This window comes from Bifidobacterium pseudolongum subsp. globosum, from assembly GCF_000741295.1.
GTDB lineage: Bacteria > Actinomycetota > Actinomycetes > Actinomycetales > Bifidobacteriaceae > Bifidobacterium > Bifidobacterium globosum.
In genome coordinates this window covers 41873-60953 of sequence record NZ_JGZG01000012.1, presented here as the reverse complement: position 1 = coordinate 60953, position 19081 = coordinate 41873, and the positions used below count along the sequence as shown (strand labels likewise).

Genomic DNA, 19081 nt, shown 5'->3' with positions numbered 1-19081 from the left:
GCGGGCTCGGCGGCGCGGGTGAGCCACGGCAGGCACGGCGTGCCGCGCATCGCCTCGATGAGCTGGAAGAAGACCTCGCCCACCGCCAGGATGAGCGCGAACTGACCGAGATAGCCCCACCATGGCAGCGGCGTGGTGCGCGTGGCCGGATTGAGCACGATGAGCAGCGGGTAGTGCACCAGATACAGCGAGAACGAGCGTGACCCGATGTAGCTGCACACCTTGGCGCCCATCGCGCGCATGAACACGCCCGAGTGCATGCCCGCCCAGATCATGGCGGCGGCGAGCAGCGCGAACAGCAGATAGCCGCCGCGGTAGAGCCACGCCGACTGCGGGTCGACGACAGCGAAGCAGACGCAGAACACCACAAGCAGCGCGAAGCCGAGCGCGTTGACGAGCTGCTGGCCTGTGACGCGCAGTTCGCGCCCGCGCACATGCACCGTGCGGCTGAAGAACTGCCAGTGCGGCGGGTCGTGCGCGAACTCGTCGTCCTGCCGGCCCGCGTGCCGGTGCATCAGCACGGCGAGCGCGGCGCCGACGAGCAGTTCGGCGGCGCGCGTGTCGAGCCCATAGTAGATGCGCGAGGTGTCTTGCCCGGGCGTATACAACAGCAGCATCTCGAGCGACGACGCCAATGCGAGCGCACCGATGACAGCGGCGCGCGCGGCGCGCGAACGGCACAGTTGGAAGATCAGCACGAACAGCAACGGCCACAGCACATAGAACTGCATGATGAGGCTCGTGAACCACAGGTGCGTCAGCGGTGAAGGCAGGCCGGCCGCTTGGAAATACGAGAGTTTACGGAAGATGAACGACCAGTTGCTGTAGAACAGCGCGCTCGGCAGCGCGTCGCCGCGCACTTTGGGCAGCAGGGAGGGCGCCATGCAGTACACGAGGATCGCCGTGCCCGCGATGGTGGCGAGCACGCTCGGCCAGAGGCGGCGCACACGGCCACGCAGAAAGTGGGGGTACGAGAAGCGCAGGCGTTCGAACAGATTGACCATGCTGCGCGTGAGCAGGAACCCGCTGACCACGAAGAACAGCGTGACGCCCAGAAACCCACCTGGCAGCAGTGAGGGGCGCGTGTGGTAGCCAATCACCCCGATGATCGCGAGCGCGCGCATGCCGTCAAGGACGGCGATATGGCGGCTCGCGGTTGTTGGCACACCGCTCACAACGATTCGCGGCATTACGCCCCCTCAATAGTGGTGTGGATGGTGCTGGTGCGTTTACTCGGCGGCGGCACGGCGGGTGGCCACGGCGTCAGCGAGCTTGCGCAGCACCTGTTCGGTGCGGTCCCATGGCACGCAGGCGTCGGTCACCGACTGCCCGTAGACGAGCTGGTCGAGCGGGGCCGGATCCTGATGGCCGCCCACGAGGAAGCTTTCCATCATGATGCCCAGGATGCCGCGTTCTCCGGCGGCCACACGCGAGGCGATGTCTTCGATCACCTGCGCTTCGACCACTTCGTCCTTGCCGCAGTTGCCGTGCGCGGCGTCGATGATGAGGCCGTGGTCGCTCGGGCCGGCCGCCTTCGAGGCCTTGAGGTCGTCGAGGGCACGGGCCACCGAGACGGGGTCGTAGTTGGGGCCGGCGCTCGAGCCGCGCAGCACGAGGTGGCAGTCCGGGTTGCCTTTCGTTTCGGCCGAGATCACTTGGCCATCCAGATTGATGGAGAGGAAGTGGTGTTCGTTGGCGGCCGAGAAGCAGGAGTCGGCGGCCGGCTTGATCGAGCCGTCGGTGGCGTTCTTGAAGCCAATCGGCATGCTCATGCCGCTCGCGAGCTCGCGGTGCACCTGGCTTTCGGTGTTGCGCGCGCCGATTGCGCCCCAGCTAATCAGGTCGCACAGGTACTGCGGGGTGATCGGGTCGAGCCATTCGGTGGCGGCGGGCAGGCCGAGCGAAAGCACGTCGGTGAGCACCTTGCGCGCGAGCCACATGCCTTTGCGGATGTCGAAGCGGCCGTTGAGGTCGGGGTCATTGATCAGGCCCTTCCACCCAATCGTAGTGCGCGGTTTTTCGAAGTAGACACGCATCACGATCAGCAGGCGGTCACCCAGTTCGCGGTTGAGCGCGGCAAGGCGCATCGCATAGTCGTGCGCGGCCTTCGGGTCATGGATCGAGCAGGGGCCGACGATGGCGAGCAGGCGGTCGTCGCGGCCGTGCAGCACGTCGCGAATCTGGCTGCGCGAGTCGAGCACGAGGTCGCGCATCGCGTCGGTCAGCGGCAGTTCCTTGATGAAATAGCGAGGCGCCGGAATCGGGTCGAGCTGGCGTATGTTCACGTCCACGGTCTCGGGGACCACCGCATGCTCGTCGAGCAGTGCGTCCTGCGAACTGTCAGGCCCGCGCAGTGCTGTCATCTGTCTGTCTCCTCTTGTCTGTGCGCCGCGGCGCGCCAGCCGCGCGCGGTCGAAACCGGATACCCAGTGTAAAACAACCCAGTTGACCTGACTACCGGCGTTCCAGAATCTCCATGCGCGCGGGGCGCGGCCGCGTGAAACACGGGGTGAAACCCCATGAGGGCGGGTTTCAGGCGAGGGCGCCCATCGGGTCCCATGCCGGCAGCATCGTGGCCGGCTCGCCAAGCGCCTTGCGGTACTTCTCGGGCAGCATGGCCTTCGGCACTGCCACCTCGAACACGTACTGGTCGAACCAGTCGTCGGCCATCGTGAAGTAGCCCTTGTCGGCGATCTTCGTGCCCCACGAGTTCTCCACGCGCCAACGGCGCGTCGTCGTGCCGTCGTCGTCCACGTCCACGCCCACGAACGCCATCGCGTGGTTCATCGCGGAGTCGGCGAAGCGCACGCGCTGCTCCTTGTCCATGTCGAATTCCACGCCGTAGACCTCGCCGTATTCGAACAGGTCGGTGGCCCACGCGCCGTCCTGGCGGTCCATCATCGGGTGGCAGTCGGCGCCGAACCACACCGGGATACCCTGTTCCACGAGGATCGTGCGCACGCAGTCCTTCATGAACTCGATCGGCACGTTGAGGTATTCGGTCGGGTCGCCGCCCGCCACATTGCCCAGGTGCTCGATGCCGATCTTCGTGCCCTTCGCGTGCTCCTTGCGCGGGTCGTCGACGAGGCACACGTAGCTGTCCAGGTCGGCGCTGCCCACGTACTTGTTCCAGAACTCGACCGGCGTGATCTCGCCGTCGCGGTGGAACACGCCGTCGGCGTCGGTCCACTCCCAGTGGAACGACTTCGGCGGCTCGCCCAAGTGGATGGTGAGCATGCGGTGGCCGTCCTCCACCGTGCGTGCGATGATCTCGTCAATCTCGTTCGGGTTGTCCTGCATGTGCGCCACGGCGGTGTGCAGCAGGCGGCGCAGCTGCGTGTTCATCTCCGAGGTGTTCTTTGACGATTCGGTTTCCGGGAAGAGGCTCTTCGGCACGGCGCCGTACTTCTTGTAGATGTTCATGGCCATCGTCCACTGGCCGCCGTCGCCCATCACGTCGTGCAGCATGTGCTGGAACAGGCGCGAGTCGACCGGCTCGCCCGCGCGGATCAGGCCGGCCATGTCTTGCATGAAGTAGTTGATGCGCTCAAGCTTGTCGAAGTACATCGCATAGTTCTGCGAGAATTCGAATTCCTTGAGGTTCATGTTCTTCTTGGCCACGAAGCGCGCCACGTTGAGCGAGCTGAACAGCCAGCAGCGGCCTGAATGGTCCTGATGCGTGGCCTCGCCGTTGTCTACCACGGTCGAGAACCGGCGCTGTAGCAGGCGTGCGCGGTCGTAGTTGCGCGCCACGTTGTTGATGCCCGCGGTCGTGACCGCGTTCATGGCCATGCGGTTGGACTTGTTGGCGTCGAAGTCGTGGCGCAGGGTGTCGAGTCGGTTGGCGGACAGGGGTTTGAGCTGAGGCAAAACGGGTTCCTTTCCATGCATATGGGTGGTGAATCAATACCAATGCACAAGGGTACTCCCAGACGTGCGTGTGCGCCCGTGGCACAGTCGGCGTACGTACCAAAAGGTCCGGCCCCACGGCAAAGCGTGGGACCGGACCTTGTTGTTACCGGAATGCGGTCACTGGTCGCTGGACAGCTGGGTGTCGTCGTTGATCGCGCCGTCTTCGTCGTCCACCACCTGGTTGTCGCGCTGGTCGAACACGGGGGCGCCTTCGGAGACCATCGAACGGTCGTTCTCCTGGGCCACGGCGATCACTTCGGTTTCGGCGGCTTGGTCATGGTCGCCCTCCTGGGCGTCGGCGGCCGGCGCGTCGAGCGGCGGCACGGTCGGCGCGGCCGCGGGCTGGGCCGGTTCCTCCGCGTTGTCAATCAGCACGTCGTCGTCCTGATCGCCGTCCGCGGTGTTGTCGCTTTCCACAAACGCGTTGACGACCGACATCGAATCGGTGGAATGCTGGTTGTCCATGCCGAATCCGAAGCCGGCGAACGCGTTGGCGAACATCGAGCGCAGTTCGGAGACACGCTGCGTGATGTCGGCCTCGCGGCTCTGCAGCTCGCCGATGCGCTTGTGCAGGCCGTCGAGCTCGGTCTGTGCGGCCTTGCGGCGCTCCTCGATCTGCGCGGCGGCCTCGCGGCTCGCCTTGTCGACGATCTCGGCGGCCGTCTTGTCGGCCTCCTTGCGCTTGTCCGCGGCGTACGTGTCGGCGTCTTCGCGGATTTGCTTGGCTTCGGCGATCTGCGCCTCGGCCTCTTCCTTGGCCTGTGCGCGGCGCTCCTCCAAGTGGCCGAGCAGTTCGGAGACCTTCTGCGTGGCCTCGTCCTGCTGGGCAGCGATGTCGGCGCGGATCTGCTCCACTTCCGCGTTCACCTGGCTCATCGTCTTCGTACGGTTCACTTCGGCGGAATCGGTGATCTCCTGCGCCTGAGACTTCGCGGCGTCGGTGATCTCGCCGGCCTTGCGCTGCGCTTCGGTCATGAGCTTCGACACCTGCTCGCGCACGTCGGCGAGCTTCTTGTTGGCGTCGGCGAGCGCCGATTCGATCTGGTCGTTCGTCTCGCTCTTGAGACGCGTGATCTCCTCATTCGCGCTCTTGCGCTGCTGCGCGATCGTGGCCGTGGCCTCGGCGCGCTGCTCGGACAGTTCGCGTTCCTGCGTGGCGCGCTCGGAGGCGAGGCGCTTGTTGTGCTCTTCGCGCGAGTTCGTGAGCTCAAGGTCGAGCGTCTGGCGCTGCTCCTTGACCGTCTTCGCGGTGGACGCGCGCAGCTGCGCGGCTTCCTGCTGGGCGCTCGTGATGATCGTCTGCGCTTCGTTCTGCGCGTTCTTGAGCAGCGTGTCCGCCTTGGCCTGCGCGTCGTCGACGAGATGCTGGGCGTCGAGCTTGGCGTTGTTGATCAGCGTCTGCGACTGGGACTGCGCTTCGACACGCGCGGATGCGGCGTCTTTCTTGGCGCGCTCGAGCAGCTCCGTGCTCGTCTGCTCGGCCGACGCGAGCATCTGCTGCGCGTTGGCGCCGAGCGAGGCGAAGGTGTTGTCGGTGCTCGCCTTGCGGTTCTTCTCTTCCTGCAGCTGGGCCTGCAGCTGCAGCACGTTGTCGTCTCCGGCCTTGACCTGCTCACGCAGGCGGTCGATCGTGGTCTGCGCCGCAAGCATCGCTTCGTCCACGCGTTCTTTGTCGTACCCTCGCAGCACGACCGGGAACCGCTCCACCATAGTCGTTTCCTTTCGTTGGCAATTCCCCCACGCACAACTGGTGCATGAGTGCGTCTTCTCTGCACTTTAGCGTACGCCACGCCGCACCACGCGCGGAACTCACATTGAGCGCAACCGCGCGGGCGCCGGCGCGCGCTACGGAATCAGGATGTCGGGGCCCATGGGCCGCTTGTAGTAGCGCGCCGCCTCGCGCACCACGTCGCGCCCGGCGGTGATCTGCTGGGCCAGCGGCAGGCCGTGTTGCGGGTGCGGTTGTTCGTTGACGGGCGGCAGGTTGACGAACCCGCACATCGTCGGCCTCGGCTGGCGCGCGGCCCAGGCCTGCAGGTGGTAGAACAACGCGTTGCACACGAACGTGCCGGCGTCCGAGCTGAGGGACGCGGGGATGTCGTCGGCGGCGAACGCGTTGAGGATCGCGCGCAACGGCAGGCCGGTCCAGTAGGCCGCCGGTCCGCCCTCGTCGATGAGGCGCTGGCCGGGAATCACGTTGTCGGCGTCGGGGCGCGTGGTGTCCTTGAGGTTGATCGCGCAGCGTTCAAGCAGGATGCCGCGCGCGGCCTGCTTGAGGCCGGTGGCGATCACGATGTGCGGGTGCACGCGGTCGAGCGTCTCGTTGAGCATGGGCCATGCCTTGCCGAAGCTGACCGGCATGTGCACGGCGTGGATGCGCACATCCACACCGTGCAGCGGGTCCTCGAAATCGTTGGGGTCGACGGCGATGCCCTCTTCGGCGAGCGTGTCGGGCACGATCAGCGCGGGATTGACCGCGATGCCCTCGTATGGGTCAAACCCCGAGATAACAACAGACAGTTCTTGCATGGGCATCACTCCGCCAGACGACCGGCGATCAGCTGCGCGAACGGCATGTCGTCCTGCGTCGTCACCTTCATGTTGAGCGGCGAGCCGCCGACGATCGCGACGGGCTCGTTCGGCAGGTAGTCCACCACCACGCGGGTGTCGTCGGTCGGGCGGAAATCCGGGTCGTCGGCGGCCAAGCCGTAGGCGGTGCGGATCGTCTCGAAACGGAAGGCCTGCGGGGTCTGCGCGCGGAACGAATGGCGGCGCTCCGGCACCTGCACCACGGTTTCGCGGTCGCCCAGGTCCTGTGTGAGCAGGATCGTGTCGGTCGACGGGCAGGCCACGGTGGCGGCCTTGAACTCGTCGAGCGCGTCGATGCAGCCGTCGATCTGGGCCTGTGAGACGAAGGGGCGCACCGAATCGTGGATGAGCACCTTCGCGTCTGCGGGCACGCCATGGTCGGCGAGCATGCGCAGCGCGGCCTCGGTGCTGTCGGAGCGTTCGGCGCCGCCGTCGATCACAGCCTGCACCTTGGTGTAGCCGGCGGCGGCGATGAGCTGTTCCACCGCTTGGCGCACCTGCGCGTTGACGACGACGAGGATGTCGGTCACACGCGGGTTGCGTTCGAACGCGGCGATGCTCCAGCCGACGATCGGCGTGCCGGCGAGCGAGACGAGTTGTTTGGGATTGGCCGGGTCGAACCGCAGGCCCGAGCCTGCGGCGAGCACCACGGCCACGACCGGGGTGGTCTGTGCGGTAGTCATTGTGATTCCTTACTTAATTCAATAAACATATGGGTCAGTGGCGCACGATCAGCGCGAGCATGCGGCCTTCGTGGGCCTTGTGCGCGAGCTGGGCGCGGCGGTGCGAGAACCACAGCGGGTTTTCGAGCGTGCACATGCTGTGGCGGATGTGCTTGATGCGCTCGTCGAGCTGTGGATCGCCCTCGTTGTCCTCGCGGCACAGCTGCTCGAGTTCGGCGTCCTGCGCGAGGTACTGTGTGGCGGCGTTGACGCGCGGCTGCGACGAATAGATGTGGCTCGCACTCACGCCGGCCTGCTCGAGCGCCATAAGCGCGGCCTTGTTGATGTCGATGCCCGGGCCGCCGAAGCGCGTGAGCGTGAACGTGCCCGGGAACCTCGCGTCGAACGCGTCGGCGATCTCGTCGCCGGTCTCATAGCAGTCGCCGCAGATCGCGGGGCCGAGCGTGGCCAGGATGTGCGCGGGGTCGGCGCCCTTGGCCTTCATCATTTCCACCGTGGAGCCGATGACGCCTTCCATGAGGCCTTTGCGACCGCAATGCGCGGCCGCGATCACGCCGGAGACGGGGTCGGCGAGCAGCACGGGCAGGCAGTCCGCGGCGAACACGCCGAGCGCGATGCCGGTCTGTGTGCTCACCTGCGCGTCGCCTTCGATGATCTGCACGGTGCCGTCCACCGATTCCACGTCGTCCACGGGCGCGGCCTCCTGCGTGCCCGAAGCGTCAAAGCCGAACGAACGGTTGGGCTCGAAGCGTTCGTCGATGTCGATGGCATCGCCCGAATGCACCTGGTTGATGAGCGAGAGCTTGGCGTGCAGTTCGTTCGCCAGCGCGTCGCGGTTCGCGCGCACATGGTCCGGCACGTCGCCGGATTTGCCGCCCAGATTGAAATGCGCCCACTCGTCGGTGCTGGCGCCACCCAAGCGCGTGGTGTAGACCACGGTGATGTTCGGCGCGAGCACAATCGGAATCGTCACCGGGATCGGGTTGCCTTCGCTGTCGGTCGGTTCGATCGCGGAGCTGTCGAGGATCGCCTCGTCGTACTGCGCGGCCTTCGCCGCGGCCTCGTCCTGCTGCTGCACGGTCTTCTTGCCGAGCGACTGCACCGCCTCAAGCAGGTCCTGCATGTTGATCTGCACTGGCTTGTGGTCGGCGGGTTGGTTGTTCTGCTGTGGTTCGGCGGACTGCGCCGATGGTTCTTGTGCACTCATACCGCCCACTGTAGCCGCTCCACCGGCGCGCGCGCATGTTCGCTGCGGGCGGGCGTCATTCGGCCTTGAGCGTGGGGCGCTTGGTGCGTGAGCGCAGCGCCGCGTTGACGGGCACTTCGACCGGCATCGGCAGCGAGAACACGTGCGCGGGATGGTTGATCAGCGCGACCGGCCCGCCGTCGGCGTCACGCAGGCCTTCAGCCGGCACAACATACTGCAGTGGCGCCTCGCCCGGCAGCAGGATCTCGACGAGCTGGCCCGGTTCGATCTTGTTGCGGCTCATGATCGTGAGCCTGCCCCCGTCTTCGGGCGTCCATTCGAGCGCCTCGCCCACCACGAGCCAGTCACGGAAATACGCGCTGCGGTCGGTGTTCTGTGTGACCTTCTGCTCGGGGTAGTAGAAGCCGGTGCTGTAGTCACGGTGCGCCACCTTGCCCGGCTCCTCGCGCAGCCAATCGGGCAGCTCCACGGGCGGGGCCGGGTGCACGCCCGCGTGCTTCCAACCGGCGTCTTCGGCGTATTCGGCCTGACGTTCCAGACCGGTGCGGCGCGCCTGGCGGTTCGACAGCTCGCCTTCGTCGACCGCGCTGTCCCAGTTCGGCATGCCGGCGAACGCCTCGTCGGCATGCAGCGTGACCGAGTCGGGCCCGTCGTCTTCTGTGCCTTCTTCGCCCGCGCGGATGACGCGGTCGCGGAACGGCTTGAGCTCGTTGCCCTCGGCGTCTTCGAAGCCTCGCTGCACCATGTATTCGTTGACTGCGCTCTTGTAGGCGTTCGTCATGGCCGCCACATAATACGCGCTCTTGGAGCGGCCTTCAATCTTGAGGCTCGTGGCGCCCGAATCGATCAGGTCGTCGAGGTGTTCCATCATGTTCATGTCCTGCGAATTGAACAGGTAGGTGCCTTGCGCGGTCTCCTCGATCGGGAACACCTGCCCGGGCCGCTTCTCTTCTACGAGCGAATACTTCCAGCGGCACGGCTGCGCGCATTCGCCATGGTTGCCGTCGCGTCCGGTCAGGTAATTGGAGATGAGGCAGCGGCCGGAGAACGCCATGCACATCGAGCCATGCACAAAGGTCTCGATGTCCAGGTCGTCGGGAATGTTGGCGCGGATGTCGCGCACCGCCTGCAGGTCCATCTCGCGCGCGAGCACGACGCGGCGCGCGCCGAGTTCGTAGAGCGCGTTGGCGGCGGCGTAGTTCGTGACGCCGGCCTGCGTGGACACGTGCAGTTCGAGTTCGGGTGCGATGCGACGCGCCATCATGAGCACGCCGATGTCAGTGACGATCAGTGCGTCGACGCCGGTGCCGCGCAACTGCTCGATGTAGCGTTCGATCGCGGTGATCTCGTTGTTGCGCGGCAGGATGTTGAGCGTCACGTAGACGCGCGCGCCGCGCTCATGCGCATAGCGCGCGCCTTGTGTGAAGTCGTCGAGGCTCAGGTTGCGCGGCGCCGAGCGCATGCCAAAGGCTTTGCCGCCGCAGTAGACGGCGTCGGCGCCGTAGTCCACGGCGGTCATGAGGCCGCGCAGATTGCCGGCCGGTGCCAGTACTTCGGGTTTGGAACGACGTTTGATCACAGGCGACCAGTGTACAGGCAGGTGCGGCTGACCCCACCTCCGGCAGTTGGGTCAGCCCAGCGTGGCGAGCTCTTCGGGGGTGAGCTCCAGGTCGCCGGCCTTGAGGCTGTCGAGAATCGTGGCCGGGCGGTGTGCGCCGGGGATCACAAAGACATGGTCGCCCTTGGCGAGCTCCCAGGCAAGCACGACCTGCTGGTAGCTCACGCCGCGCTTGTCGGCAATCGCACGGAACGGGTCGAACTTCGACTCGTCCTTCGGCTTGCGGAAACCGCCGAGCGGGCTCCAGCACACGAAGCTGATGCCGATGCGCGCCGCGTGCTCAAGCGTGTCCGCGGTCTCGGTGTAGATCGGCGAGAACTGGTTTTGCACGGCGATCAGCTTGTTGCCGAGGATCTCATGGGCGATGTCCATCTGCTCAATGGAGGCGTTGGAAACACCGGCCTCGCGGGCCACACCTTCGTCGACAAGCTGCTTGATGGCCTCGATCGACTCGCCGTACGGGATGCGCGGGTCGGGGCGGTGGAAGTACAGCAGGTCGATCGTGTCCACGCCGAGCGCGAGGGCGCTTTCCTTGGCGCGGCGGATCAGGTTCTCGGGGCTGCCGTCGACCGCCCATGTGGGCTTGCCATCGGTGAAGTTACGGTAGTGGCCCACCTTGGTGGCGATGAGCACCTCGTCTTTGGGACCACTCCAGCTGGCCATGGCGTCGCGCACGAGCTTTTCGCCGGTCTGCTCCTCGCCGCCCGAGCAGTAGTAGGCCCAAGCCGTGTCGATCTGCCGGCAGCCGGCGTCGAGGGCCGCATGGATCGTCTCCACGCCCATGTTGGGACCAAGGTTGTTCTCGATCGTCAGCGGCATTTCGCCCAGGCCGATCGCCGTGGTGTCGAATGGGCCCATTGTGCGGTGCAGTACCATCTGTTCTCCTTATGGTGGCCATTGTGATGCTGCCCCCACGGTAGCAGCCTCCCCACATTTTTGGGTTGCCCCGCGATAGTGCGCGCTCCAGCGCGCACTATCGTGTCAAGCCCCGGTGTGTCCCGCGCACTTTTTTCCGGCCCGGAAAAAAGTGCGCGGCGGGTCCTGTGATAAATCCCACATAGACACATCCGAGCCAATAGCCGGCGCACCGGCCACCACACCGATTTGCGGCACACTGTGGCGTTGCTCACAGGCCCAACTACTGCATCTAGTGACTTAACTGACTGTCAGACACAAGATATGGTGGTCACATGACAACTTTCACCATGGAAACCGCACACACACTGCACGTGACCGTCTACACCAAGGACAACTGCCAGCAGTGCGCCGCCACCGAGCGCGCACTCAACCGCATAGGTCTGGACTACAGGGAAATCAAAATCAATGAGGCTAACATCTCATTGCTGCAGGAAGCCGGCTTCACGCAGGCGCCGGTGGTCATGGTGAGCAAGGGCTCCGAGCTGCAGGACTTCTGGAGCGGCTACCGCCCCGACAAGATCCAGGGACTGCTTCAGTAAATGGCCGCCGTCGTCTATTTCTCGTCGGCGTCGAACAACACGGCGCGCTTCGTGGAGCACTGCGCGTTTGAAGGCGCCGGCATCCACACCGCGCGCATCCCGCTGCGCGCCGCCGACGATGCCCTGCACATTGATGAGCCATTTGTTTTGATCTGCCCCACATACGGCGGCGGCGAGGCCGGCAAAGCCGTGCCGGTGCAGGTCAAGCGGTTCCTCAACGACCCCGCCAACCGCCAATGGATCCGCGGGGTCATCGCCGCCGGCAACACGAACTTCGGCACGGCCTACGCCGCCGCCGGCCCCATCATCGCACGCAAATGCCATGTGCCGCTCATGTACCGCTTCGAGCTCATGGGCACAAGCGCCGACGTGCGCGCCGTAAGAAAAGGACTCATCGAGTTCTTCCGCACCCAGCCACAGGACCAGCCATGACCCAGAACCCACAGCAGGACTACCACGCGCTCAACGCCATGCTCAATCTGTACGGCAGCGACGGGCGCATACAGTTCGACAAAGACCGCGACGCCGTGCGCGCGTTCATCACCACGCACGTGGATCCCAACACCCAGAGATTCGGCAGCACAACCGAACGCCTGCAATACCTGATCGACCACGACTATTACGAGCGCGCCGTGTTCGAGCAATACTCCCCCGAGTTCCTCGACGCGTTCTACGCGCGCGCCGCCGGCCTGGGCCACGAGTTCGCCACGTTCGTGGGCGCGTTCAAGTTCTACCGATCGTACGCGCTGCGCTCATTCGACGGCGCGACCTACCTCGAGGACTTCACGCAGCGCGCCGCGGCTGTGGCGCTCGCGCTCGCCGCAGGAAACGAAGAGGAAGCCGAGCGGTTCCTCGACGAGATCGTGCTCGGGCGCTTCCAGCCCGCCACCCCCACGTTCCTCAACCTGGGCAAAGCGCAGCGCGGCGAGGCCGTCAGCTGCTTCCTCGTGCGCATCGAAGACAATATGGAGTCGATCGCGCGCGGCATCAACGCGGCGCTGCAGTTGAGCAAACGCGGCGGCGGCGTGGCACTGCTGCTGAGCAACCTGCGCGAAGAGGGCGCGCCGATCAAGCACATCGAGAACCAGTCGAGCGGCGTGGTGCCGGTCATGAAACTGCTCGAGGACTCGTTCAGCTACGCGAACCAGCTCGGCGCGCGCCAAGGCGCCGGCGCCGTGTATCTGAGCGCACACCACCCCGACATCCTCAAGTTCCTCGACACCAAGCGCGAGAACGCCGACGAGAAGATCCGCATCAAATCGCTCGCGCTGGGCGTGGTGATTCCCGACATCACGTTCCAGCTGGCCAAGGAACGCAAGCCGATGGCGCTGTTCAGCCCTTACGACGTGGAGCGCGTGATGGGCATGCCGTTCGCCGATGTGGACATCACCGCGCACTATGACGAGATGCTCGCCGACGAGCGCATCCGCCGCACCATGATCGACGCGCGCGCGTTGTTCACCACGATCGCCGAAGTGCAGTTCGAATCCGGCTACCCGTACCTGCTGTTCGCCGACAACGCGAACCGCGCGAACCCGATCGACGGGCGCATCACGATGAGCAACCTGTGCTCCGAGATCCTGCAGGTGCAGGAGCCGAGCACCTACAACACCGATCTGAGCTATGCACACGTGGGGCGCGACATCTCGTGCAATCTGGGCTCGCTCAACATCGCGAAGGCGATGGACGGCGACCTGGCGGCAAGTGTGCGCTCGGCGATCCGCGCACTCACCGCAGTGGCCGAAGCCACGCAAATCGACTCCGTGCCGTCGATCCGCCGCGCGAACGATGAGGGCCATGCGATCGGCCTGGGGCAGATGAACCTGCACGGGTTCCTGGCGCGCGAGGGCATCATGTACGGCTCGTCCGAGGCGCTCGACTTCACGAACTGCTATTTCATGGCGATCGCCTACCACGCCTACCGCGCGTCGAACGAGCTCGCGCGCGAGCGCGGCCGCGCGTTCGGCGGCTTCGAGCGCTCCACCTACGCGAAGCCGGCCGGCGCGGGCAATTACTTCGACCGATATGTAAATGGCACCGAAACGCTCGAGCCGCGCACGCCGGTGGTGCGCGAGCTGTTCGCGCGCTTCGGTGTGGCGCTGCCCACAGCCGCAGACTGGGCGGACCTGCAGCGCGCGGTGCTGCAAAGCGGGCTGTACAACCAGAACCTGCAGGCCGCGCCGCCGACCGGCTCGATCTCGTACATCAACCACGCCACGAGTTCGATCCACCCGATCGCCTCGAAGATCGAGATCCGCAAAGAGGGCAAGATCGGGCGCATGTACTACCCCGCGCCATACATGACGAACGAGAACCTGGACCTGTACCAGGACGCCTATGCAATCGGCTGGAAGGCGATCATCGACACCTACGCCGAAGCGAGCCGGCATGTGGACCAAGGGCTTTCGCTGACCTTGTTCTTCCCCGACACGGCCACCACGCGCGACATCAACAAGGCGCAGATCTACGCGTGGCGCAAGGGCATCAAGACACTCTACTACATCCGCATCCGCCAGCAGGCGCTCGAAGGCACCGAAGTGGCCGGCTGCGTCTCGTGCATGCTCTGAGCCAATCCACCTGACGACCTGTGAAAGGACCCATCATGACCGCATTGATCGACCGCGTGACCGCGATCAACTGGAACCGACTCGACGACGAGAAAGACCTCGAGGTGTGGGACCGCCTGACCGGCAACTTCTGGCTGCCAGAGAAAGTGCCCGTCTCGAACGACATCCCCGATTGGCGCGCGATGAGCGAGGCCGAGCACACACTCACGATGCGCGTATTCACCGGCCTGACGCTGCTCGACACGATCCAAGGCACAGTGGGCGCGGTCAGCCTGATCCCCGACGCGTTGACCCCGCACGAGGAGGCCGTCTACACGAACATCGCGTTCATGGAGTCGGTGCACGCGAAAAGCTATTCGTCGATCTTCTCCACGCTGTGCTCGAGCGAGCAGATTGACGAGGCGTTCAGCTGGAGCGAGCGCAATGAGCACCTGCAGCGCAAGGCGCAGATCGTGCTCGACTATTACGAGGGCGACGACCCGCTCAAACGCAAGGTCGCGTCCACCCTGCTCGAGTCGTTCCTGTTCTACTCGGGCTTCTACCTGCCGATGTATTTCGCCTCGCACGCCAAGCTCACCAACACCGCCGACGTGATCCGCCTGATCATCCGCGACGAGGCCGTGCACGGCTACTACATCGGCTACAAATACCAGCGCGGCCTCGCCTTGGCCACTGACCATAGGCAGGCTGAGATGGAGGACTACACGTACGCGCTGCTCGACGAGCTCTACGCGAACGAGGTGCTGTACACGCATTCGCTCTACGACCCGGTGGGCCTGAACGGCGACGTGGAGAAGTTCCTGCGCTACAACGCCAACAAGGCCCTGATGAACCTGGGCTACCCCGCGCTGTTCCCGTCCGAGGCGTGCGACGTGAATCCTGCAATCCTGGCTGCGCTCTCACCGAACGCCGACGAGAACCACGACTTCTTCTCGGGCTCCGGCAGCTCATATGTGATGGGCAAGGCCGAAGAAACCGACGATGACGACTGGGACTTCTGACACTTTTTTGCGCCTTGGCAAAAAGTGGAAGGTGTTCGAGGGGATATAGGCGAAAAGTGGGAGCTGCAGCTCCCACTTTTTCATGGCCACGCACAAAAGTGCGCGACTCCTACCGTGCGCCGCCGCGCCCACCGCCGGAACGACGGCTGCCGCTGTGGCCACCGCTTGAACTCGACTGCGGCATCGCGCCGCGGATCGTGGAACCCACCGACGAGAAGCTGTTGGAGACCATCGAACCGAACGACCCACCTGCATGCATGCCATGCATGCCAAAAGCGCCGCCGCGCGCCCGCGTGGCGCGGCGGCGCGCAGACCAATACACCAAGCTGTCGTTGGACGTGTGCACATTGGCCCACTCCGGGTCGGCGAGCTGCGGGTAGGCGCGCTCCATCTGCTCCATGAGCTTGTCGCTGATGCCGAAGGCCGCCGCATAGACCATGTACCGACCCCACAGCACAGTGTCGAACACGCCGCGGTCGCCGAATTCGCTGAAATCCTCCATGTAGCGCATCAGGCCGCCCACCTGGTCCGCATACGCCTCGCCCTGCGCCGTGAACGCCTGCCTCGGGCTGATCGCCACGGCGAACGTGGCGGCGAACAGCAACGGCAGCGAGATGACAAGCGCGAGCGCAATCTGCCCCACCGCCGCCGTGTAGATGAACGCGGTGAGCCACGAGGCGATCATCGCCGCGCCCCCGAGCATGCGCGCGCCCACACCGACCGGCACGGTGGCGTGCAACGCCTGGTATTCCGCATTGCAGGCATCCTCAAAACCACGCAGCCACGCGTAGCCTTGGCGCCAATCCTTCAACGCGGCCTGCATCTGCCCGAAGTCGAACACGGGCAGGCCAATGCGTTCGGACGCGCGCAGCAGCGCGAGCCCGATGACGAGCCGCCCGCGCGCCTCACGCTGGCGGGCGTTGCTGGCGATCCGCGCCTCCCGCCGCTCCTGTTCGAGTATGCGCTGCTTCATCCGCCCCGCTTGCTCGCGCGAGACAGCCGACGTCGGCTGCCGCTCCGCCATCACGACGACGTTAATGTATTCGCCGCCCGGCAGGTCGGTCACGGTGAACTGCAGCGACCCATCGTCAAGGCGCGTCGTCTCGCTCGCCGCGCCGGTGTGCAGCCACGCCCATGAGTTCGACTCGCTGATGTCCTTGGGGAATGCGAACGTGCCGGTCACGCGTGCGGCGGGCGTGCTGTTGAGCGCGCTGAACGGCTCCCATTCGAGCGCCACCACGTCGTCATATGCCGTGGCCACACCGTGCCACGTCATCGCCAGTTCGATCCGCATGCTCTTCGCCGAGCGCGTCGAGGGGATGTTCCACCCGATCTCCACGTCCTTCGTCTGCGCCGGCTCGCCCACGGCCGTGGCGGTGAGCGCGTCGAGCTCAGGATCAAAAGGGTCCGGATGCGATTCCGACTGTGTGATGTCGGCGATGTACCAACGGCCGGCGCATGTGCTGTCCCAGCCCACATCGCCGTAGCTGCCCGGCGAATGCACGGTGTCTTGTGTGTAGGTGCGGCCGGTCGTCAGATCGGTGACACTGATGTCGCTGATCGTCGTCAGGCGGTCGGAACTGAGCGTGTACTGCTGGAACATCTGGCGCCACGGCGTGCCGCGCGATTCCAGCCGGTAGTCGAAGGTCTGCGTGATGCGCAGGTCGCCGTTGTCGAGCATCTGCGCGCGCATGTCGACGGCGTTGTAGGAGACCTGCGCGCGGTTGCCGCCCGCGCCACGCTAGGCGAAGCCCATGATCAGCACGACGGCCGCGGTGATCGCCGTGACGACCGCCGCGGCGATGACCGCGCGCGCAGTGCGATGAGATCCCATCTTCCGTCACCGTCCGCCGAATGAGCCGCCGCCCGAGCCGCCGCCCGAGCCGCCGAAACCGCCGCCACCGAACGAGCCGCCCGAGCTGCTCGACGGCGCCGCGGCCGTGATTGTGGAGCTGACGGCGGCGAAGCCGGAGCTCAGCTGTGTGCCGAGGTCGCCGAAGCCGCCCGAGAATCCGCCGATCGCACCGCCAACGAATCCACTGCCCGAAGCGCCGATGATCGTGGACGGGCGTGTGGACCAGTACAGCAGCGACGAGGAGCCCGAGGCATGGTCGTCGAGCCACGCGGCGTCGGCAATCTGCGGATAGGCGGCGTGCAGCTGCTCCATCGCCTTCTTCGAGATGCCGAACGCCGTGGCATACACCAGATACCGGCCCCAGAGCGTCACGTCGAGCACACCGCGGTCGGAGAACTCGCTGAAGTCCTCCAAGTAGCGCACCAGACCCTGCACCTGCCCCGCGTATTCCTGCCCATCGTCGGTGATGCCGGTCGTGCGGCTCATCACGAGCGCGGCGCTGCCGATGATCGTCATCGGGGCGCTGATGCACAGCGCGAGCGCCAGATTGCTGTTGACGATCAGGAAGAACATCGCGCTGAACACGCCCAGCAGCATCGCGAAGATGCCGCATGTGCGCGCGGCCACGCCCACCGAGCGTGTGGCGTGCAGTTCGTCGAGTTCGCGCTCGCACGCGGTGGTGAACTTGTCGACCTCTTTGTGGCCGTCGGTCCACTTCTTGAACGCATCGCTCATCTGCTTGAGGTCGAACACGGGCGAATGCAGGCGCGTGCAGGCTTCGGTGAGCAGGCGCAGCATGCGCTCCTCCGACTCGCACAGGTTGAGTTCCTCATGGTGCGGGGCGAGCGCGCGCGGCTTGATCACCACGGTGCTCGTCTTGCCGATCTTCTTGCCTTCGGCCGTCTGCTGCGCGAGCATGCCGGCGAGCACGGCCGAATCGACGCGGCTCATGTCGATGCCGCGGTAGGTTTCGGCCTTGCCCGGGTAGATGGCGATCGCGCCTTTGGTCACGAGCGACATGACGGTCGCGGCCATCTGCCGGTTCTTCAGGTCGCCGCCTTTGCCGGTGAGCACACTGTACAGTTTCGCCGCCGCGCCGGGGCTCATCGCCGGCGGTTCGCGCCAGTATTCGATCTGCCCGGTGTACTTGGCGGCCTTGATGCTGCGTGCGGCGCTGATGACCGCGGCCACGCACAGCGCCGCACCGCACACGGCGATTACGATCCAGATGACGAGCTGGATGATGGCGCGCCGCTGTTGGCGTTCGTGCCATTCGCGCTCCTGGCGCGCCTCGTCGTCAAGGGTGAGCTGTTTGGCGTCGCCGGTGCCGCGGCGTTCCACGCCCACCGTGTGTGAGGAGTCGACCATCACCACGAGGTCGAGGAATTCGCCGGCCGGCACATTGTAGGCGGTGAACTCGAGGCCGTCGTCGATGCGCTTGGTCGTGGAGTTGCCGGTGTAATGCAACCACGCCCACGACTCGTCTTCGGGCGTGCCCGCCGGGAAGCGCACGGTGGCGTGCACCACGCCGATCGGCGTCTGGTTCTTCTCGCCGAACGGCTCCCACTGGAACTTCGTCACATCGTTGTAGGCGGTGCTCACACCATGCCAGGTCATGCCTATCTCGAACCGCATGCTCGACGCCTTCTCGGTGACGGGGATGTTCCATCCGATCTCCACCGTGCGCTCGTCGGAGCCGTCGGGGTCGAGCCCGTCGACCTGCGGCACGTACGGATCGGGGTCCGTGGTGCCGTACGTCACGTCGGCGATGTACCAGTGGTTCGCGTAGCGCGCGTTCCACTCGCCCGCCCCGATTTCGCTCGGGTTCTGCGGCGCGATCTCCGTGTACTCGCGGCCCGTGCTCAGATTCTTGACGCTGATGTCCGAGATGTTCGTCAAATTCGAGCTTTTCAGCTGGTATGTCTGGTACAGCTGCCGCCATGGCTTCACGTTGTCGTCGGAATCCTCGCGCTTGTCGAGTTTGATGTCCACCGTCTCGGTGATGCGCAGGTCGCCGTTGTCTTCGACCTGCACATCGTAGTCGAGCGAACGGTAGGTCAGGTCCGCCGAATTGCCTTCCGTGGCGATCAGGTAGCCCAACCCCATGGCGAACACCGTGACGATGACGCCCATGACGAGTGACAGTACGGCGGATTTGGTGGTGGTCCTCATGTGACGCTCCTAGTGGCGCG

At 65.4% G+C, this 19081-nt stretch carries 15 protein-coding genes; 4 read left to right on the top strand and 11 right to left on the bottom strand.

Features of this window, described 5'->3' with window-relative positions:
* The 9 genes from BPSG_RS07375 to BPSG_RS07335 all read right to left on the bottom strand — a co-directional run.
* Nucleotides 1–1190, bottom strand: a 1190-nt coding sequence (locus BPSG_RS07375) for an acyltransferase family protein (RefSeq protein WP_155271906.1), incomplete at its 3' end; no start/stop codon positions are given.
* 39 nt (nucleotides 1191–1229) lie between these two features.
* Entirely contained in the window at nucleotides 1230–2363 is a 1134-nt protein-coding gene (locus BPSG_RS07370) for a 3-deoxy-7-phosphoheptulonate synthase (protein ID WP_026643504.1), read from the bottom strand.
* 169 nt (nucleotides 2364–2532) lie between these two features.
* Nucleotides 2533–3870, bottom strand: coding sequence for a C1 family peptidase (locus BPSG_RS07365; protein WP_414133098.1), 1338 nt, complete (start codon nucleotides 3868–3870; stop codon nucleotides 2533–2535).
* Between the two features lie 159 nt (nucleotides 3871–4029).
* Entirely contained in the window at nucleotides 4030–5622 is a 1593-nt protein-coding gene (locus BPSG_RS07360; RefSeq protein WP_051591986.1) for a coiled-coil domain-containing protein, read from the bottom strand.
* Between the two features lie 135 nt (nucleotides 5623–5757).
* On the bottom strand, nucleotides 5758–6441 hold the full coding sequence (locus BPSG_RS07355; RefSeq protein ID WP_026643501.1) for a pyroglutamyl-peptidase I: 684 nt from the start codon (nucleotides 6439–6441) through the stop codon (nucleotides 5758–5760).
* A 5-nt stretch (nucleotides 6442–6446) separates the two neighbouring features.
* Nucleotides 6447–7184 (bottom strand): IspD/TarI family cytidylyltransferase, encoded by a 738-nt coding sequence (locus tag BPSG_RS07350; protein WP_051591985.1) that lies wholly within the window; start codon nucleotides 7182–7184, stop codon nucleotides 6447–6449.
* A gap of 34 nt (nucleotides 7185–7218) precedes the next feature.
* A complete protein-coding gene (locus tag BPSG_RS07345; RefSeq protein ID WP_099309738.1) occupies nucleotides 7219–8391 on the bottom strand; it encodes a purine nucleoside phosphorylase YfiH/LACC1 family protein in 1173 nt (390 codons plus the stop codon).
* Nucleotides 8392–8446: 55 nt separating this feature from the next.
* On the bottom strand, nucleotides 8447–9967 hold the full coding sequence (locus tag BPSG_RS07340; RefSeq protein ID WP_026643499.1) for a peptidase U32 family protein: 1521 nt from the start codon (nucleotides 9965–9967) through the stop codon (nucleotides 8447–8449).
* A gap of 54 nt (nucleotides 9968–10021) precedes the next feature.
* Nucleotides 10022–10885 (bottom strand): aldo/keto reductase, encoded by an 864-nt coding sequence (locus tag BPSG_RS07335; RefSeq protein ID WP_026643497.1) that lies wholly within the window; start codon nucleotides 10883–10885, stop codon nucleotides 10022–10024.
* A gap of 314 nt (nucleotides 10886–11199) precedes the next feature.
* On the opposite strand from BPSG_RS07335, the gene BPSG_RS08760 reads away from it, so the two are divergent.
* The 4 genes from BPSG_RS08760 to nrdF are packed head-to-tail and all read left to right on the top strand — an operon-like array spanning nucleotide 11200 to nucleotide 15034.
* Nucleotides 11200–11466, top strand: coding sequence for a glutaredoxin domain-containing protein (locus tag BPSG_RS08760; protein ID WP_230473169.1), 267 nt, complete (start codon nucleotides 11200–11202; stop codon nucleotides 11464–11466).
* Entirely contained in the window at nucleotides 11467–11898 is a 432-nt protein-coding gene (nrdI, locus tag BPSG_RS08755; RefSeq protein ID WP_026643495.1) for a class Ib ribonucleoside-diphosphate reductase assembly flavoprotein NrdI, read from the top strand.
* Nucleotides 11895–14033 carry a class 1b ribonucleoside-diphosphate reductase subunit alpha gene (gene nrdE / locus BPSG_RS07320; RefSeq protein WP_051592023.1) on the top strand — a complete coding sequence of 713 codons (2139 nt, stop codon included), beginning with the start codon at nucleotides 11895–11897 and terminating at the stop codon, nucleotides 14031–14033. The genes nrdI and nrdE overlap by 4 nt, the downstream gene beginning before the upstream one ends.
* Nucleotides 14034–14068: 35 nt before the next feature.
* Nucleotides 14069–15034, top strand: coding sequence for a class 1b ribonucleoside-diphosphate reductase subunit beta (nrdF, locus tag BPSG_RS07315; RefSeq protein WP_026643701.1), 966 nt, complete (start codon nucleotides 14069–14071; stop codon nucleotides 15032–15034).
* A gap of 109 nt (nucleotides 15035–15143) precedes the next feature.
* Here nrdF and BPSG_RS07310 read toward each other — a convergent pair whose 3' ends face one another.
* Both BPSG_RS07310 and BPSG_RS07305 read right to left on the bottom strand, forming a co-directional pair.
* The gene (locus BPSG_RS07310) at nucleotides 15144–16727 is read right to left on the bottom strand and encodes a DUF2207 domain-containing protein (protein WP_051592024.1); all 1584 of its coding nucleotides are present in this window, start codon (nucleotides 16725–16727) and stop codon (nucleotides 15144–15146) included.
* A 147-nt stretch (nucleotides 16728–16874) separates the two neighbouring features.
* Nucleotides 16875–19061, bottom strand: a complete 2187-nt coding sequence (locus BPSG_RS07305) for a DUF2207 domain-containing protein (RefSeq protein WP_026643703.1) — start codon at nucleotides 19059–19061, stop codon at nucleotides 16875–16877.
* Nucleotides 19062–19081 lie beyond the last annotated feature (20 nt).

Bases quoted from the DNA above. Each gene is read 5' to 3' on its own strand.
- BPSG_RS07360 (WP_051591986.1), bottom strand. From the start codon at position 5,622: ATGGTGGAGCGGTTCCCGGTCGTGCTGCGAGGGTACGACAAAGAACGC.
- BPSG_RS07355 (WP_026643501.1), bottom strand. From the start codon at position 6,441: ATGCAAGAACTGTCTGTTGTTATCTCGGGGTTTGACCCATACGAGGGC.
- nrdE (WP_051592023.1), top strand. From the start codon at position 11,895: ATGACCCAGAACCCACAGCAGGACTACCACGCGCTCAACGCCATGCTC.
- BPSG_RS07335 (WP_026643497.1), bottom strand. From the start codon at position 10,885: ATGGTACTGCACCGCACAATGGGCCCATTCGACACCACGGCGATCGGC.
- nrdF (WP_026643701.1), top strand. From the start codon at position 14,069: ATGACCGCATTGATCGACCGCGTGACCGCGATCAACTGGAACCGACTC.
- BPSG_RS07370 (WP_026643504.1), bottom strand. From the start codon at position 2,363: ATGACAGCACTGCGCGGGCCTGACAGTTCGCAGGACGCACTGCTCGAC.
- BPSG_RS07310 (WP_051592024.1), bottom strand. From the start codon at position 16,727: ATGCGCGCGCAGATGCTCGACAACGGCGACCTGCGCATCACGCAGACC.
- BPSG_RS08760 (WP_230473169.1), top strand. From the start codon at position 11,200: ATGACAACTTTCACCATGGAAACCGCACACACACTGCACGTGACCGTC.
- BPSG_RS07350 (WP_051591985.1), bottom strand. From the start codon at position 7,184: ATGACTACCGCACAGACCACCCCGGTCGTGGCCGTGGTGCTCGCCGCA.
- nrdI (WP_026643495.1), top strand. From the start codon at position 11,467: ATGGCCGCCGTCGTCTATTTCTCGTCGGCGTCGAACAACACGGCGCGC.
- BPSG_RS07305 (WP_026643703.1), bottom strand. From the start codon at position 19,061: ATGAGGACCACCACCAAATCCGCCGTACTGTCACTCGTCATGGGCGTC.
- BPSG_RS07345 (WP_099309738.1), bottom strand. From the start codon at position 8,391: ATGAGTGCACAAGAACCATCGGCGCAGTCCGCCGAACCACAGCAGAAC.